The 17,307-nt window shown below is 58.1% G+C and carries 16 protein-coding genes; 5 read left to right on the top strand and 11 right to left on the bottom strand.

Translation table 11 applies throughout. The features are described from left to right. Positions 1–36: 36 nt before the first annotated feature. Genes IM295_RS02960 through IM295_RS02940 form a run of 5 tightly spaced genes read right to left on the bottom strand, consistent with a single transcriptional unit; the run spans position 37 to position 4,698 of the window. Entirely contained in the window at positions 37–912 is an 876-nt protein-coding gene (locus IM295_RS02960; RefSeq protein WP_028014433.1) for a MurR/RpiR family transcriptional regulator, read from the bottom strand. Then, positions 909–1,859 carry an iron-siderophore ABC transporter substrate-binding protein gene (locus IM295_RS02955; protein ID WP_193066190.1) on the bottom strand — a complete coding sequence of 317 codons (951 nt, stop codon included), beginning with the start codon at positions 1,857–1,859 and terminating at the stop codon, positions 909–911. Before IM295_RS02955 ends, IM295_RS02960 begins: the two co-directional genes overlap by 4 nt. Before the next feature lie 9 nt (positions 1,860–1,868). After that, on the bottom strand, positions 1,869–2,909 hold the full coding sequence (locus IM295_RS02950; RefSeq protein WP_193066189.1) for an iron ABC transporter permease: 1,041 nt from the start codon (positions 2,907–2,909) through the stop codon (positions 1,869–1,871). Next, on the bottom strand, positions 2,906–3,889 hold the full coding sequence (locus tag IM295_RS02945; RefSeq protein ID WP_126817123.1) for an iron ABC transporter permease: 984 nt from the start codon (positions 3,887–3,889) through the stop codon (positions 2,906–2,908). Before IM295_RS02945 ends, IM295_RS02950 begins: the two co-directional genes overlap by 4 nt. Continuing rightward, on the bottom strand, positions 3,886–4,698 hold the full coding sequence (locus IM295_RS02940) for an ABC transporter ATP-binding protein (protein ID WP_193066188.1): 813 nt from the start codon (positions 4,696–4,698) through the stop codon (positions 3,886–3,888). Before IM295_RS02940 ends, IM295_RS02945 begins: the two co-directional genes overlap by 4 nt. 384 nt (positions 4,699–5,082) lie before the next feature. On the opposite strand from IM295_RS02940, the gene IM295_RS02935 reads away from it, so the two are divergent. Further along, complete coding sequence (locus IM295_RS02935; RefSeq protein WP_193066187.1) at positions 5,083–7,221, top strand: TonB-dependent siderophore receptor; 2,139 nt, start codon at positions 5,083–5,085, stop codon at positions 7,219–7,221. A gap of 83 nt (positions 7,222–7,304) precedes the next feature. Here IM295_RS02935 and parE read toward each other — a convergent pair whose 3' ends face one another. Genes parE through nudF form a run of 5 tightly spaced genes read right to left on the bottom strand, consistent with a single transcriptional unit; the run spans position 7,305 to position 11,713 of the window. Next, positions 7,305–9,197: a DNA topoisomerase IV subunit B gene (gene parE / locus IM295_RS02930; protein WP_028014439.1), complete on the bottom strand. Its 1,893-nt coding sequence runs from the start codon at positions 9,195–9,197 to the stop codon at positions 7,305–7,307. A 28-nt stretch (positions 9,198–9,225) separates the two neighbouring features. Continuing rightward, positions 9,226–9,807, bottom strand: a complete 582-nt coding sequence (gene yqiA / locus IM295_RS02925; RefSeq protein ID WP_041908103.1) for an esterase YqiA — start codon at positions 9,805–9,807, stop codon at positions 9,226–9,228. After that, entirely contained in the window at positions 9,807–10,634 is an 828-nt protein-coding gene (gene cpdA, locus IM295_RS02920) for a 3',5'-cyclic-AMP phosphodiesterase (RefSeq protein WP_028014441.1), read from the bottom strand. The genes yqiA and cpdA overlap by 1 nt, the downstream gene beginning before the upstream one ends. 27 nt (positions 10,635–10,661) lie before the next feature. Next, the gene (locus tag IM295_RS02915) at positions 10,662–11,084 is read right to left on the bottom strand and encodes a DUF1249 family protein (protein ID WP_003862516.1); all 423 of its coding nucleotides are present in this window, start codon (positions 11,082–11,084) and stop codon (positions 10,662–10,664) included. After that, positions 11,081–11,713 (bottom strand): ADP-ribose diphosphatase, encoded by a 633-nt coding sequence (nudF, locus tag IM295_RS02910; protein WP_193050827.1) that lies wholly within the window; start codon positions 11,711–11,713, stop codon positions 11,081–11,083. The genes IM295_RS02915 and nudF overlap by 4 nt, the downstream gene beginning before the upstream one ends. 204 nt (positions 11,714–11,917) lie before the next feature. Here nudF and tolC point away from each other — a divergent pair, with 204 nt between their 5' ends. From tolC to IM295_RS02895, 3 genes are all read left to right on the top strand, one after another. Then, positions 11,918–13,396: an outer membrane channel protein TolC gene (gene tolC, locus IM295_RS02905; RefSeq protein WP_028014444.1), complete on the top strand. Its 1,479-nt coding sequence runs from the start codon at positions 11,918–11,920 to the stop codon at positions 13,394–13,396. A gap of 161 nt (positions 13,397–13,557) precedes the next feature. Next, entirely contained in the window at positions 13,558–14,223 is a 666-nt protein-coding gene (locus IM295_RS02900; RefSeq protein WP_028014445.1) for a DUF1190 family protein, read from the top strand. 2 nt (positions 14,224–14,225) lie between these two features. Beyond that, positions 14,226–15,386: a glutathionylspermidine synthase family protein gene (locus IM295_RS02895; RefSeq protein ID WP_047364600.1), complete on the top strand. Its 1,161-nt coding sequence runs from the start codon at positions 14,226–14,228 to the stop codon at positions 15,384–15,386. Between the two features lie 37 nt (positions 15,387–15,423). On the opposite strand, the gene ygiD is transcribed toward IM295_RS02895, so the two are convergent. Continuing rightward, positions 15,424–16,212 carry a 4,5-DOPA dioxygenase extradiol gene (gene ygiD, locus IM295_RS02890; protein WP_048959959.1) on the bottom strand — a complete coding sequence of 263 codons (789 nt, stop codon included), beginning with the start codon at positions 16,210–16,212 and terminating at the stop codon, positions 15,424–15,426. Positions 16,213–16,342: 130 nt separating this feature from the next. Between ygiD and zupT the strand changes: the two genes are divergently transcribed. Beyond that, positions 16,343–17,116: a zinc transporter ZupT gene (zupT, locus tag IM295_RS02885; RefSeq protein WP_193066186.1), complete on the top strand. Its 774-nt coding sequence runs from the start codon at positions 16,343–16,345 to the stop codon at positions 17,114–17,116. Positions 17,117–17,307: the final 191 nt, after the last annotated feature.

Here is a 17,307-nt window from a genome sequence, read left to right as displayed (position 1 = left end):
CTCACCCGCCCCTCTCCCGCGGGAAGAGGGAGACAATCAACTGCTTTTCTTGCCCGGCTTTAGCCCACGGTGAAGCTCGTTGATGCGCTTCATCGACTTGATGGTGCGCTGCGGCTCGGTGGAGGCGACGGATAAAACAATCATCTCCAGGCACAGCAGCACCGTGCCGTGGAGCGGGATTTTACCCTTCTCGCCACCGCGCGGAACGTGGATCACCACGCTGGCCTCTTTGCTGAATCGGGAGTCGGTGGCATTGGTGAGCAAAATGGTGGGGATCCCCAGCCGTTTCGCTTCGCGCAGCGTGGTCTGTCCTTCCCGATGCGCGGATTTTTGCGCCATCATGATCAGCACATCCCCGCGCTGGAGACCTATCAGCTGCTCGGCCAGCCCTATTCCGGTGCGGTTAAGCGGCGTGGCGGGTAGCCCCATCCGGCTGAACAGCCTGGCGGTGTAGTCGGCCAAAATCCCGGACGCGCCAATCCCAAATATGGCAACCTGCCTCGCCTGCGCCAGCAGCGAGACCGCCTGCGCCATCGCGAAGCGGTTGTGGGGTTCAGACAACACTTCACACGTATGCTGATGCCCCTCCAGCACGAAATCAATGCTCGCATTGACGTCGCTGGTCAGCGTATTCACCGTGGTGGAGATCTTTTCGCTGGAGGTCACGACCGGGCCAAACCACTGCTCCAGCGTCTGCTTGAGATCGCGCAGCCCGGCGAAACCCAGCGCCTGGATGGCGCGAACGACGGTAGCGTCCGACGTTTTCAGCAGCGTCGCGATCTCCATTGCCGTCTGCTCCATCACCGCTTCACGATTTTCATTGATATAGCGCGCCACCTGCAGCAGGCGCGGCGTGAGCTGGTGCGACCGGGAGCGGAGGCGGTCGCCGAAGAGATCAACTTTACGGCTCATCGTGACGCCTCCGGCAGCGGACGTCCGGCAATCTGCGACTGGACCTGCGCGGCCATCAGCCCTAACGAGGCGAACGAGTTCGAGATGGCCTCTTCACGCGAGATCAGCACGTAATGTCCGGTCCGACAGGCATTCAGGAACTGACACCAGCCCGGCATCACCGCATCCATCGCCGCCAGCTCATCCTGCGGTTTGCCGCCCGTATCCCCGCGCCAGGTGGTGAACACGAAATCCGCATCCAGCTCCGGCAGCCGCTCGGCGCTGACGTCAATGCGTCCCCCTTCCGGGATGGACTCAATCAGCGGCGGGAAGGTGAACCCGGCATCACGCAGCACGCGGCCCAGCGAGTGATAGCTGTGCATGGCGTTGATTTTCCCCTGATTGGCCTGAATCACCGACACGCTCACTTTGCGGGTATCAATAGTCGCTTTCAGCGCCTTAATTTGCTCCTGATAGCGCCGCTCCAGAATCTTGAGCCGCGCCTGCGTGCCCGTCAGCTGCGCCAGCTTGCGGTAGATCTCCGGCGCGCCGCCGTCGAGATGATCGATACTCACCGTCGGGGCAATTTTCTCCAGCTGTTCCACCGGGGTATTTCGCGTCGGCTCGGTAATGATCAGGTCAGGCTTTGCGGCGGCGATGGCTTCAATGTCGATATCCGCAGTGCCGATAAACTTGATGTCGGAATTATCGAAGTCGACGCCGGTCAACATGCCGCTGGAGCGCAGAAAATGGCTGCCGTCCGGCCGGGTGCGGCCATGGCTCGCCACCGGCGGTACGCCAAGCTCAATCAGCGGAATAGTAATGTCCAGGTCGTGTAGCGAGACGATCCGTTTCGGATGCACCGGCACCACCACCTTACGGTTCAGATCGTCAGTAAACGTCTGCGTCGGCTCGGTCGCGCTCGCCGCAAACCCCACCAGCAACAGCAATGAAAACAGTATGCGCATGTTAATCCCCTAAAATCTGTCCCGACGCTGCCAGAGCAGCAGCAGGAAAAACGGTCCGCCAATCAGTGAAATCACAATTCCCGCCGGCAGCTGCAGCGGGAGGAATGCCAGCCGCCCGACGTTATCCGCCAGTAGCACAAGCAGCGCCCCCAGCACGGCGCTACCCGTCAGGAGCGCCGTTTGCCCGCCGCGGAGCAGCAGGCGCGCCATGTGCGGCGCAATCAGCCCGACAAAACCAATGCTGCCCACGCAGGAGACGCAGGCCGCCGTCAGCACTACCGGGGCGAGAACCCTTAGAAGCGCCAGCCGGTTTGTGCGCACGCCAAGGCCCGCTGCGGTGTAGTTACCAAGCAGCGCCACGTCCGCAGCGCGGGCGGTAAACAGCAGCAGCGCAAACGCCGGAAGCGCCCAGGCAGCGGCAATGCAGACCAGCGTCCAGTTTGCCGCGTGGAGGCTGCCCGCCAGCCACAGCATCGCCGTCTGCACGTCGCGCACGTCCGCCGTGGTCATAAAGACGCCCATTGCGGCGGCAAAGACCCACGACACGCCGATGCCGATCAGGATGAATCGCGGACGTGAGATATCGCGCGCCAGGGCCACCACCAGCAGCGCGGTGAGCAGCCCCCCGGCCATGCCAACCAGCGGCCGCCAGGCCAGGCCCAGCGCCGGGAACTGAAATATCAGCAGCAGTACCGCCGCGCTACAGCCCTCTTTCACCCCGATAAGCCCCGGATCGGCCAGGCCATTGCGGGTTATGGACTGCATTGCCGCCCCCGCCATGCCGAGCATCCCACCGCACAGCGCCGCCATCAGCAGGCGCGGCAGGCGGATATCCATCACGATGTAGCGCGTCTCTGACGTCAGGGTTTCTGGATAAAACAGCGCGCGCCCGATGGCGGAAGTGGGGATGGGCAGAGAGCCGTGCGTCAGGCCAAACCCCGTCAGCAGGCAGGCGGCCAGCGTCAGGATGACCAGACATACCAGCGCCTTTGGGCGGACCAGCGCCGAGAAGGTGCCAACGCGTAGCGCACGCAGTCCGGCGCGGTTCATTTAAACATCCTCGAGGCCATGAAGATAAAGACCGGGGCGCCAACCAGCGCGGTCATGATGCCGGTAGCCAGCTCCCAGGGCGAAAACAGCGTGCGGGCAGCGATATCCGCCAGCAGCAGAACCAGCGCCCCGCACAGGGCGGACATCGGCACCATCACGCGCAGATCGACCGACACCAGACGGCGAACGAGCTGAGGCACCACGAGGCCGATAAAGCCGATCGGCCCGGCGAGGGAGACTGCCGCACCGCAGAGCAGCGCGATGGCCATCAGGGCAAGCAGCCGCGTTTTCAGCAGCGATACGCCAAGCCCCTGCGCCATTCTGTCGCCCAGCGCCAGCATGTTGAGCGAGGGCGACAGCCAGAGCGCCAGCGCAAAGCCCACGCCAGCCACCCACAGGGCAGCGGCAATCGTTTCACCGCTGACCCCCGCTAAATCCCCCGCCAGCCAGGTGCGCATGGCGAGCAGCGTCTGTTCATCGAGGATGAGCACCGTGGCGGTAATCGACGAGGCAAACGCCGACATCGCCACGCCGCACAGCGTGACCTTCATCGGCGTAAGCCCGGTGCGTCCGGACGAGGAGAACGTGAGCACCAGCAGAAACAGCGCCGCGGCTCCGGCGGCGGCAATCAGCGGGCGCCCAAACGGCAGCGTCATCCCCAGCGCGCTCGTCAGCACCACCGCGAGCGCCGCCCCGGCGTTGAGCCCCAGAATATGCGGTTCGCCGAGCGGGTTGCGGATCGTGGATTGCAGCAGCACGCCCGCCACGCCGAGCGCGGCCCCCGCCACCATCGCGGCGCAGAGGCGCAGCAGTCTGAGCTTGATGATGATGTTATGGTCGAAATTGCGCGGATCGAAGTGGAGGATGGCCTCCACCACCGTTTGCGGAGCGATAAAGCGGGCGCCGATCCCCAGATGGGCAATCGCGCCCGTTGCAAGCAGCAGGGCGAACATCAGGAAAGCCAGAGAGGTGCGCATCATGGCTGTTTTGCGACCTGGCGAAACGGCATAAAGAACGGTTTACCGGTCAGCGGATTGATGGACATATGCACGTCGACATCAAACACCGCTTTAATCAGCTCCGGCGTGCAGGCGTCCCCTTCATGCAGTACGCCCTCGACTTTTCCCTGGCGTAAAAAGACCAGCGAATCGCCGTAGCTCACGGCGAAGTTGAGATCGTGCAGCACCACCACCACGGTACGTCCGTGCTCGCGCGTCAGCGTATGCAGCAGTTCGAGGATCTCCACCTGGTAGCGGAGATCGAGGAACGTGGTGGGTTCATCCAGCAGGATATAGGGCGTATGCTGCGCCAGCGCCATGGCGATCCAGCAGCGCTGACGCTGGCCGCCGGACAGGCTTTCGACGGGCATGTGGGCAAACTCGGCCGTGCCGGTCAGGCGCAGCGCCTCCTCCACCGCCTGCTCGTCCTCGTCGCTCCACTGGCGCATGACGTTCTGCCAGGGAAAACGCCCGCGCGAGACCAGTTCAAAGACGGTTAACCCTTCCGGCAGCAGCGGAGACTGCGGCAGGATGCCAAGCTGGCGGGCGACGGCTTTCGTCGGCTGCGCGTGGATCGCCTTGCCGTCGAGAACCGCCGCGCCGCCAAGCGGCTGAAGCAAACGCGCGATGGTACTCAGCAGCGTGGATTTTCCGCAGCCGTTCGCCCCCACCAGAACGGTGATTTTCTGCTGGGGGATCGCAAGGGAAATATCATCAACGATGATTTTTTTCTGATAACCGGCAGAAAGATTCTCCAGAACCAGACCCGGTTTTGTCGTGTTGTGAGCCACGTGCATGCCAACGTAATAAAAAAGGGAAACAAATATAAATAAAAATCATTCTCTTTTGAGAGTTTGAGGCCGCGCCATGTAGTAGTCAAGGGAAGAAACACCCTGAAAAAACCAGGGGTAACGGTGTGCTACTACACTGCCCGGTAAAACAATAAAGACTTAATTTTCAATTCATTAAGTGATTACCCCTGTGCTTTTCCGTTACGTTTCAGAGATGTAGCCGATTTTTAGCTTTTTTCATTTACTACTACATTTCCGCATGATTGAATGATTATCAATTACATGTTCGATGCCAGTTCTGGCTAACGGGCAGACCATAAAGGGCAATGACTCACAGGTTCTTCCGTGAAGGTGCTTCACGGATATTTTGGGATAACAGTTGTAATGGCTACGTTCACACCTTCACTCTCTGGGATAAAAGGGCGCGCGCTCTTTTCACTGCTGTTTATGGCGCCGCTGTCACAGGCAGCAGACACCACGGCTAAAGACGGCGAAACGCTTACCGTCACCGCCGATCCAAATGCTACGGCGGAGGCCACCAACGGCTACCAGCCGCTGAATACCTCCACCGCCACGCTGACCAACATGCCGATGCTGGATATCCCGCAGGTGGTGAATACCGTCAGCGATAAGGTGCTGGCGGATCAGCACGCCACCACGCTCGATGAAGCGCTCTATAACGTCAGCAACGTGGTGCAGACCAACACCCTGGGCGGTACGCAGGATGCCTTCGTACGCCGCGGGTTTGGCGCAAACCGCGACGGCTCGATCATGACCAACGGCCTGCGCACCGTGCTGCCGCGCAGCTTTAACGCCGCAACCGAACGCGTGGAGGTGCTGAAAGGCCCGGCCTCAACGCTGTACGGCATTCTCGATCCGGGCGGCCTGATTAACGTCGTCACGAAGCGCCCGGAGAAAATCTTCGGTGGCTCGATTTCTGCCACCTCTTCCAGCTTTGGCGGCGGCACCGGACAGGTCGATGTCACCGGTCCGATTGAGGGCACGCGCCTGGCGTATCGCCTCACGGGCGAGTATCAGGACGAGGATTACTGGCGTAACTTCGGCAACGAACGCAGCACCTTTATCGCCCCGTCGCTGACCTGGTTCGGCGACGATGCCACCGTGAGCGTGCTCTATTCGCATCGCGACTATAAGACGCCGTTCGATCGCGGAACGATCTTCGATCTCAACACTAAAAAGGCCGTCGACGTCGATCGCAAAACCCGCTTTGACGAGCCGTTTAACGTGACCGACGGGCAGTCCGATCTCGCTCAGCTTAACGCGGAATACCGCCTCAACAGCCAGTGGACCGCGAAGTTCGACTACAGCTACAGCCAGGATAAATACAGCGACAACCAGGCCCGCGTCATGGCCTACGATTCAAAAACCGGCACCCTGACCCGCCGGGTGGATGCAACCCAGGGCTCGACCCAGCGCATGCACAGCACCCGTGCGGATCTGCAGGGCAACGTGGATATCGCGGGCTTTTATAATGAGATCCTCACCGGCGTGTCGTATGAAAATTACGATCTGCTGCGCACGGACATGATGCGCTGTAAGAACGTCAAAGGTTTCAATATCTATAATCCGGTTTACGGCAAACTCGACGAGTGTACAACCGTCTCCGCCGCTGACAGCGACCAGACGCTCAAGCAGGAGAGCTACTCGGCCTACGCCCAGGATGCCCTGTACCTGACGGATAAATGGATCGCCGTCGCCGGGCTGCGCTACCAGTATTACACCCAGTACGCGGGCAAAGGTCGTCCGTTTAACGTCAATACCGATAGCCGCGACGAGCAGTGGACGCCGAAGCTGGGGCTGGTTTACAAACTGACGCCAGCAGTCTCGCTGTTTGCCAACTATTCGCAGACGTTTATGCCGCAGTCGTCCATTGCGAGCTACATTGGCGACCTGCCGCCGGAAACCTCAAACGCGTACGAAGTAGGGGCAAAGTTCGATCTATTCGACGGCATAACCGCCAATATCGCGCTGTTTGATATTCACAAGCGCAACGTGCTGTATACCGAAAGCGTGGGAGGTGAAACCATCGCCAAAACCGCGGGCCGCGTGCGCTCCCAGGGCGTGGAGGTGGATCTTGCCGGGTCACTGACCGAGAACACCAATATTATCGCCAGCTACGGCTATACCGACGCGAAGGTACTTGAAGACCCGGACTACGCGGGTAAACCGCTGCCGAACGTGCCGCGCCACACCGGCTCACTCTTCCTGACGTACGATATTCACAATGCGTTTGCCGGGAATACCCTGACGCTCGGCGGCGGCGGGCACGGCGTAAGCCGCCGCTCGGCGACCAACGGTGCGGATTATTATCTGCCGGGCTATTTCGTGGCGGATGCGTTTGCGGCGTATAAGATGAAGCTGCAGTATCCGGTGACGCTGCAGGTGAACGTGAAGAACCTGTTTGATAAGACCTACTACACGTCGTCGATTGCGACCAACAACCTGGGCAACCAGATTGGCGACCCGCGCGAAGTGCAGTTTACGGTGAAGATGGAGTTTTGATGTAAAAAAGCCCGGTGGCGCTAATGCTTACCGGGCCTACGATCCATTCCCTCTCCCTGTGGGAGAGGGTTAGGGTGAGGGCATCAGGCCTCAATATCCGCCATATCCCCTTTCTCCTGCAGCCAGTTACGTCGGTCTTCCGAACGTTTCTTGGCGAGGAGCATATCCATCACGGCGTTGGTTTGCTGTTCGTCTTCGTCGCTGATCGTCAGCTGCACCAGGCGGCGCGTGTTCGGATCCAGCGTCGTTTCGCGCAGCTGCATCGGGTTCATTTCGCCCAGCCCTTTAAAGCGCTGCACATTTGGTTTGCCCTTCTTACGCTTAAGCTGCTCCAGCACGCCCGCCTTCTCTTCTTCCGTCAGCGCGTAGTAAACCTCTTTGCCGAGGTCGATACGGTAGAGCGGCGGCAGCGCCACGTGGACGTGACCGTTTTTCACCAGCGTGCGGAAGTGCTTCACAAACAGCGCGCACAGCAGCGTGGCGATGTGCAGACCATCGGAGTCCGCATCCGCGAGAATGCAGATCTTGCCGTAGCGCAGCTGGCTCAGATCCTCGCTGTCCGGATCGATGCCGATCGCAACGGAGATGTCGTGCACTTCCTGCGAGGCCAGCACTTCGTCTGAAGAGACTTCCCAGGTGTTCAGGATCTTACCCTTGAGTGGCATGATCGCCTGATATTCACGATCGCGCGCCTGTTTGGCCGACCCACCCGCCGAATCCCCTTCCACGAGGAACAGCTCGGTGCGGTTGAGATCCTGCGCGGTGCAGTCCGCCAGCTTGCCCGGCAGCGCAGGGCCGCTGGTCAGCTTTTTACGCACCACTTTCTTCGCGGCACGCAGACGACGCTGGGCGCTGGAGATGGCCATTTCAGCCAGCATCTCAGCCGCCTGAACGTTCTGGTTCAGCCACAGGGTAAACGCATCTTTCACCACGCCGGAGACGAACGCCGCGCACTGGCGCGATGACAGACGTTCTTTGGTCTGACCGGCAAACTGCGGATCCTGCATCTTCACGGAGAGCACGTAGGCGCAGCGGTCCCAGATATCTTCCGCCGAGAGCTTCACGCCGCGCGGCAGAATGTTGCGGTATTCGCAGAACTCACGCATCGCGTCCAGCAGTCCCTGACGCAGGCCGTTGACGTGGGTACCGCCGAGCATGGTTGGGATCAGGTTGACGTAGCTTTCGGTCAGCAGCTCGCCGCCTTCCGGCAGCCACAGCAACGCCCAGTCCACCGCTTCGGTATCACCGCTAAAGTTACCGACAAACGGTTTTTCCGGCAGCGTCGGCAGGCCGTTTACCGCTTCGCACAGGTAGTCGTTCAGGCCATCGGCATAGCACCAGGTCTGCTCGGTGTTGTTGACGTGATCTTTAAAGGTAATTTCCACGCCCGGGCACAGTACCGCTTTGGCTTTCAGCAGATGCGTCAGGCGAGAAACGGAAAAACGCGGGCTGTCGAAGAAGCTTTCGTCAGGCCAGAAGTGGACGCTCGTGCCGGTGTTGCGTTTAGCGCACGTGCCGACAACCTGCAGATCCTGCACCTTCTCGCCGTTTTCAAACGCGATGTTGTAGACCTGACCGTCGCGACGGACGTTCACTTCCACGCGTTTGGACAGTGCGTTCACCACGGAAATCCCCACGCCGTGCAGACCACCGGAGAACTGATAGTTCTTGTTGGAGAACTTACCGCCCGCGTGCAGTCGGCAGAGAATCAGCTCAACGGCAGGCACGCCCTCTTCCGGGTGGATGTCCACCGGCATGCCGCGACCGTCGTCGATGACCTCCAGCGACTGATCGGCGTGCAGGATGACGTCAACGCGTTTGGCATGGCCCGCCAGCGCTTCGTCCACACTGTTATCAATAACTTCCTGGCCCAGATGGTTCGGGCGCGTCGTATCGGTATACATCCCCGGGCGGCGGCGAACCGGCTCAAGCCCGGTGAGTACCTCAATGGCATCAGCGTTATAGGTTTGCGTCATGATTTAAACTAGCAATTCGCATTGATTGTCAGTGGCTGTGCAGTCCAAGAAAATCGACAATCTGGGTGAAATGATCCTCAAAGCCCGTGAAAGCATGGTTTCCGCCCTCTTCTATAGTCTGGCGGCAGGAGGCGTAATACGCCACTGCCTGGCGGTAATCCAGCACTTCATCACCCGTCTGCTGCAGCAGCCAGATGAGATCCGGCGCTTCAAGCGGGTCGACCTGCATAACTTTGAGATCGTAAATATGGCGTGACTCTAGCACATATTGCTGCCCGGTGTAGGGGTTCTCGTTTTCGCCAAGAAAGTCCCTCAGCAGCTCAAATGGCCGTACCGCCGGATTAACCACAACGGCGGGCAGCATAAAGCATTGTGAGAGCCAGGTGGCATAGTACCCGCCCAGCGATGAGCCGACTACGCCAAAGGATTCACCGCCGTGTTCAAGCACGATCGACTCGAGCATTTCCGCCGCCTCCGCCGGGTACGGCGGCAGCTGCGGGATAATCATCTCAACGTGGGGGTGATGCTCGCTCAGCCACTGGCGAAACTGCGTCGCTTTTGCGGAGCGCGGCGAGCTGTTGAATCCGTGCAGATAAAGGAGCGTAGACATCAGTAGCCTTCTGAAGCGGTATCCGGGCGGAACTCTGCGCCTGCCAGACGGCAGACTTCCGTGGTCAGCGTGCCGTCGGCATGCAGTTCCAGCCAGCGCCAGCCTGGCGCGATGGTATCCAGCGTAAAGTTGGCGCAGTGCGGCTTAAACTGCACACAGGTTGACGGCGTCGCCAGCATGCGGCGTCCGTTCCAGTCGAGATCCTGTTCCTGATGGATGTGTCCGCACAGCAGGTGTTTCACGCGCGGGTATTTCGCCAGCACGCTATCCAGCGCCGCGGAGTTACGCAGGCTGTGCTGATCCAGCCAGCTGCAGCCTGCCGGCAGCGGATGATGATGGAGCAACAGCAGCGTATGACGTTCAGGTTCGGCAGCCAGTTTGGTCTCCAGCCAGTCGAGTTGAAACTCGCTTAATTCACCGTGCGGGACGCCAAATACCTGGCTGTCCAGCAGCAGGATCTGCCACTGTTCACCCGCAAATACGCACTTCGCCGGAGAAATCCCCGCATCCTGAAGGGAGCTGTACATTGCGGGCTGGAAATCGTGGTTTCCGGGCAGCCAGACGCAAGGCACGCTAAAGCTCGCGATGCCTTCAGCAAAATGCTGGTAGGCCGCGGAGGACTGGTCCTGCGCCAGATCGCCCGTTGCGACAATCAGGTCGCAGTCGCGATGTTCAGCGTGAATGGCGCTCAGTACCGCCTGATAACTCTCCCAGGTATTAACCCCCAGCAAAGTTTCATGCTTTTCGGCAAAAAGGTGGGTATCGGTGATTTGTAATATCCTGACTGGCGCCCCACCAGCAACAGTCAGGTTCAACAGGCTTTCCAAATGGTGTCCTTAGGTAGGTTTATGACGCTAACAAACCGGAATCGCCATTGCTCCATGTGCTAAACAATATCTTAGCCAGTCGGCTAAAAACTGGTTAATTTGATGCTTTTCGTCGCGTTGATGCAACTTTTTATTCGGATAATCATACCGCGCCTTGAAGCGAAAGATCTGCTGACTTGAACACACTTCAGCGACCATCGCGTCATGATAGAGACGCACCGTCATTGACGGCAGGCTCCAGTAGCTGATGCTGGGCGCTGTTTGTTCTATTTCCACCAGCGTAGTGTAGCGCGTTGATTCTGTTATCGTTAACCGATACTGCGCGTTGCTCACCTGATAGCTTACCGTTTCGCCGGGTGCGTCGTTTCTTGGCAGCAGGCGGCGCAGCTGTGCGAAATTGGTTTCGCACAGGCGCATCATTTCTGGGAAGTCAGGCGTATAGCGCTTCATTTTTTCCACTCGTTTCGTAATGTCTGATAATGCAGCTGCAGCCATTGCAGGGCGATGACAGACGCTGCGTTGTCGATTTTCCCCTCTTCTACCCACTGATAAGCCTGTTCCCGGCTCACCACATGAACCCGAATATCTTCGTTTTCATCAGCCAGACCGTGAATACCTTCTGCGGTCGTGGCGTCCACTTCGCCCACCAAAATGGATAAGCGTTCGCTGGTGCCACCCGGACTCGCCAGATAGCTCAACACCGGTTTTGTGCGGCCTACCACCAGCCCGGCCTCTTCCAGCGCCTCGCGACGGGCGACGTCTTCAACCGACTCGCCCTCTTCGATCATCCCTGCCACCATCTCCAGCAGCCACGGGCTTTCACTGGTGTCATACGCGGCAATGCGGATCTGCTCCACCAGCACGACTTCGTCACGCACTGGGTCAAAGGGTAGCAAGACAGCCGCATGCCCGCGCTCAAAAATTTCACGTCTGATTTCGCCGCTCATTTCACCGTTGAACAGGCGATGCCTGAAACGGTAAAGATCCATCGAAAAAAAACCGCTATAAAGCGTTTCTCGTGCAATAATTTCTACATCGTTTTTGGCGAATGTCACGGGCAACTTTTCTGGTTTTTGCATGAGTCGAGTCCTGGTAGCAATGGTGATGAAATTATGAATTTCAAGGCTGTTTGGCTGCCGTTTGTAAGGCTATATGGTAGATTGGTGCAAATTACCGCCAGATGGCACGTAACGCCAACCTTTTGGTGTGGATGATTCTGTTAGAATCGGCAATTATTTTTTAATTAGATCAGCGCTAATACTGCTTCACAACAAGGAATGCAAATGAAGAAATTGCTCCCCATCCTTATCGGCCTGAGCCTGACGGGCTTCAGTGCAATGAGCCAGGCGGAAAACCTGTTACAGGTCTACCAGCAGGCACGTCTGGGCAACCCTGATTTACGTAAATCAGCGGCCGATCGTGATGCTGCGTTTGAAAAGATTAACGAAGCGCGTAGCCCACTGCTGCCGCAGTTAGGTTTAGGTGCAGATTATACCTACAGCAACGGTTTCCGCGACGCTAACGGCGTTAACTCCAATGCTACCAGCGCCTCACTGCAATTAACACAGACGCTGTTTGATATGTCCAAATGGCGCGCCCTGACCCTGCAGGAAAAGAGCGCGGGCATCCAGGATGTGACCTATCAGACCGACCAGCAAACGCTGATCCTGAATACTGCCACCGCGTACTTCAACGTGCTGAGCGCCATTGACGCGCTCTCCTACACCGAAGCGCAGAAACAGGCGATCTACCGTCAGTTAGATCAAACCACCCAGCGCTTCAACGTGGGTCTGGTGGCGATCACCGACGTGCAGAACGCCCGTTCACAGTACGACACCGTGCTGGCTAACGAAGTGACCGCGCGTAATAACCTCGACAACGCGCTGGAATCCCTGCGCCAGGTGACCGGGAATTACTATCCTGAGCTGGCTTCCCTGAACGTCGACAGCTTCAAAACGGATAAGCCGCAGGCCGTTAACGCCCTGCTGAAAGAGGCGGAAAACCGCAACCTGACGTTGCTGCAGGCGCGTCTGAGCCAGGACCTGGCCCGCGAGCAAATTCGTCAGGCGCAGGACGGCCATCTGCCAACCCTGAGCCTGAGCGCGTCCACCGGCGTTTCTGACACGACCTACAGCGGCTCTAAAACCAATTCTGCCCAGTATGACGACAGCAATATGGGTCAGAACAAAGTGGGCCTGAGCTTCTCTCTGCCACTGTACCAGGGCGGTCAGGTCAACTCTCAGGTGAAACAGGCGCAGTACAACTTTGTTGGCGCGAGCGAGCAGCTGGAAAGCGCGCACCGCAACGTGGTGCAGACCGTGCGTTCGTCCTTCAACAACGTGAACGCGTCTATCAGTAGCATCAACGCCTATAAACAGGCCGTTGTGTCTGCACAGAGCTCCCTGGACGCGATGGAAGCGGGTTACTCGGTCGGTACACGTACTATCGTTGACGTGCTCGACGCGACCACCACGCTGTACAACGCGAAACAGCAGCTCTCCAGCGCGCGTTATCAGTACCTGATTAACCAGCTGAACATTAAGCAGGCTCTGGGTACGCTGAACGAGCAAGACCTGCAGATGCTGAACAGCGCGCTGGGCAAGCCGGTCTCTACCTCGCCGGACAGCGTTGCGCCGGAGAACCCGGAGCAGGTTGCCGCCGTTGATAACTTCAACGCTAACGGCAGCGCCCCTGCCGCACAGCCAGCGGCCGCGCGTAGCACGGCACCTGCAAGCAGCGGTTCTAACCCGTTCCGTAACTAAGAGTGTTATCACGCCCTCTCTCACCGGGAGAGGGCGCAGCTGAATCACACCCGAACGTAAGCCAACGTAAAGATCCCCCTGATTCCGCCCCTCTTCGCTTCATTTTCAACCACTCATCCACTATCCTGAGCGTTATTACCACTGGGTCCTGGAAGACAAACATGAAACGGACAAAAACGATTAACCACGCGTCGTTCCGCAAAAGCTGGAACGCACGTCATCTCACCCCTGTTGCGCTGGCAGTTACTGCGGTCTTTATGCTGGCAGGCTGTGAGAAAAACGACGAAACGGTTTCGCTGTATCAAAACGCGGACGACTGCTCCGCCGCAACCGGCCAGGCAGCAGAATGTAAAACCGCCTACACCAACGCCCTGAAAGAAGCGGAACGCACCGCGCCGAAATACGCCTCGCGCGAAGACTGCGTGGCGGAATTTGGTGAAGGACAGTGTCAGCAGACGCCAGCTCAGGCAGGTACTGCGCCGGAAAATCAGGCGCAGGCGCAGTCCAGCGGCAGCTTCTGGATGCCATTAATGGCAGGCTACATGATGGGCCGCCTGATGGGCGGCGGTGCGGGCTATCAGCAGCAACCGCTGTTTAGCTCGAAAAACCCGGCCAGCCCGGCTTATGGTCAATATACCGATGCCAGCGGCAAAGGCTATGGCGCAGCGACCCCGGGCCGCACCGTGACAGTCCCGAAAACCGCGATGGCGCCGAAGCCTGCGACCACCAGCACCATCACCCGCGGTGGGTTCGGTGAGTCTGTGGCGAAACAGACCAGCATGCAGCGTAGTGCAACAGGCACTTCCACTCGCTCAATGGGCGGCTGATCATGGAACGAGTCGGTATTACCGAGCGCCCGGACTGGCGCGAAAAAGCCACTGAATACGGTTTTAACTTCCACACCATGTACGGCGAGCCGTACTGGTGTGAAGATGCTTACTACAAACTGACGCTCGACCAGGTGGAAAAACTGGAAGAGGTGACGGCCGAGCTGCACCAGATGTGCCTGAAGGTGGTGGATAAAGTCATCGACAGCGACGAGCTGATGACTAAATTCCGTATTCCGAAGCACACCTGGAGTTTCGTCCGTCAGTCGTGGAAAACGAATCAGCCTTCGCTTTACTCTCGCCTCGATCTGGCGTGGGATGGCGTGGGTGAGCCGAAGCTTTTAGAAAACAACGCGGATACGCCGACCTCTCTTTACGAAGCGGCATTCTTCCAGTGGATTTGGCTGGAAGATCAGATGAACGCCGGAAACCTGCCGGAAGGTAGCGACCAGTTCAACAGCCTGCAGGAAAAGCTGATTGAGCGTTTCGCCGAACTGCGGGAGCAGTTTGGCTTCAATCTGCTGCATCTTGCCTGCTGTCGCGACACGGAAGAAGACAGGGGCACGGTTCAGTATCTGCAGGACTGCGCGGCCGAAGCGGAAGTGGCGACTGAATTCCTCTATATCGAAGATATTGGCCTGGGGGAAAAAGGTCAGTTTACGGATATGCAGGATCAGGTGATCAGCAACCTGTTCAAGCTCTATCCGTGGGAATACATGCTGCGTGAAATGTTCTCCACCAAGCTGGAAGACGCGGGCGTGCGCTGGCTGGAACCGGCGTGGAAGAGCATTATCTCCAACAAAGCCCTGCTGCCGATGCTGTGGGAGATGTTCCCGAACCACCCGAACCTGTTGCCAGCTTACTTTGCCGAAGATGAGTTCCCGCCGATGGAGAAATACGTCGTTAAGCCTATCTTTTCCCGCGAAGGCGCGAACGTCTCCATTATCGAAAACGGTAAAACGCTGGAAGCGGTTGAAGGGCCATACGGTGAAGAAGGGATGATCGTCCAGGAGTTTTATCAACTGCCGAAATTTGGCGACAGCTATACGCTGATCGGCAGCTGGCTTATTAATGATCAACCTGCCGGGATTGGTATTCGCGAAGATCGCGCGTTGATTACGCAGGATCTGTCACGGTTCTATCCGCATATTTTTGTTGAATAAAACTTGCCCGGTGGCGCTACGCTTACCGGGCATGTTTTTACCCCACCTGCACCGACAGCATACTCAAACTGCCCATCTCAATGCCGTCAACCGGAATGGTAACCGGCTCCTGACCGTCCCATGCACCTAACACATACAGCAGCGGCAGGAAGTGTTCCGGCGTCGGGTTAGAGAGCGAACCGCCTTCGTGATCCAGATAGTTCACTAACGGATGCTTCTCAACCGGGCCTTGCCAGGTCAGGTTCGCTTTGACGTAGGCGTTAAAAGCGCTCGCCCACGGGTATGGCGTGTTCTCACCGTGCCAGCGCGCCGTACGCAGGTTATGCACCACGTTGCCGCTTGCCACCAGCATGATGCCCTCATCACGCAGGGTCGCCAGTTTGCGGCCCATTTCCAGATGCCAGGCCGCCGGTTTAGTGCTGTCGATACTTAACTGCACCATAGGAATATCTGCATCAGGGTACATCTTAATCAGCACGCCCCACGAGCCGTGGTCAAAGCCCCAGGCTTCTTTATCCAGCGCCACTGGAACAGGTGCGAGCAACTCTACCAGCCGCTGTGCCAGCGCAGGCGAGCCGGGAGCCGGATAATGCGTATCATACAGCGCCTGCGGGAAGCCGCCGAAATCATGAATGGTTTTAGGCGCTTCCATGGCCGTCACGCCGGTACCACGGGTAAACCAGTGCGCAGACACCACCACAATCGCCTTCGGACGCGGCAATGTCTCCCCCAGATGACGCCAGGCGCGGGTATAAACGTTGTCTTCCAGAACGTTCATTGGGCTGCCGTGGCCTAAAAACAGTGCAGGCATACGAGAAGAAGACATGGTGGTATCCTTAGAGAAGGTGTCAATTTGATGGTTCTACATTACGCGCATTCAGGTGAAGATAAACGCAGATAACCGTGAAGATCATCATCAGGAAATTTGAACGTAAGATATCCCTTAAGGAGAGTGCATGTCAGTACCCTTAATTTTGACCGTGCTTGCGGGTGCCGCGACCTTTATCGGTGCGTTCCTCGGCGTGCTCGGGCAAAAACCGTCTAATCGTCTTCTGGCGTTCTCGCTGGGCTTCGCCGCTGGGATCATGCTGCTTATCTCGCTGATGGAGATGCTGCCAGCAGCACTTCACACCGAGGGCATGTCTCCGGTTCTGGGCTACGGCATGTTCATCGTCGGCCTGCTGGGCTATTTTGCGCTCGACCGTATGCTGCCCCACGCCCACCCTCAGGATTTGATGCAAAAAAGCGTTACTCCAATCCCCGGCAACATCAAGCGCACGGCGATCCTGCTGACGCTGGGAATCAGCCTGCACAACTTCCCGGAAGGTGTCGCCACGTATGTCACGGCCAGCAGTAATCTGGAAATGGGATTTGGTGTCGCGCTGGCGATAGCCTTACACAATATTCCTGAAGGACTTGCCGTGGCCGGGCCGGTTTATGCCGCAACGGGTTCAAAACGTACAGCCGTCTTCTGGGCGGGGATTTCCGGGATGGCCGAAATTCTCGGCGGCGTGCTGGCGTGGCTGATCCTTGGAAGCCTCGTTTCCCCTGTCGTGATGGCGGCGATTATGGCTGCCGTGGCCGGGATTATGGTTGCGCTCTCTGTCGATGAGCTGATGCCGCTGGCAAAAGAGATCGATCCTAACAATAATCCCAGCTACGGCGTGCTGTGCGGCATGTCGGTGATGGGGTTAAGCCTGGTGCTGCTGCAAACGGCAGGTATAGGCTGACACGGATGCCCTCATCGATGAGGGCAATTCTTTGATGCGCCCCAGCGCAGCCGTTGCATTTTACACTGTCTGCGGCTCTGTATTTACAATTGGAAAATCAAGAGTTTTTATGGATATTTTTAAGCGCAATATTTCCCAATTAAATTGCGCTTAAAAAACCGCTGCTGCATGAAATATTAACCGGTTACGAT

It is taken from the genome of Enterobacter cloacae complex sp. P14RS (assembly GCF_014895895.1).
GTDB classification, from domain to species: Bacteria; Pseudomonadota; Gammaproteobacteria; order Enterobacterales; family Enterobacteriaceae; genus Enterobacter; species Enterobacter bugandensis.
This window is presented reverse-complemented; position numbering and strand designations above follow the sequence as displayed.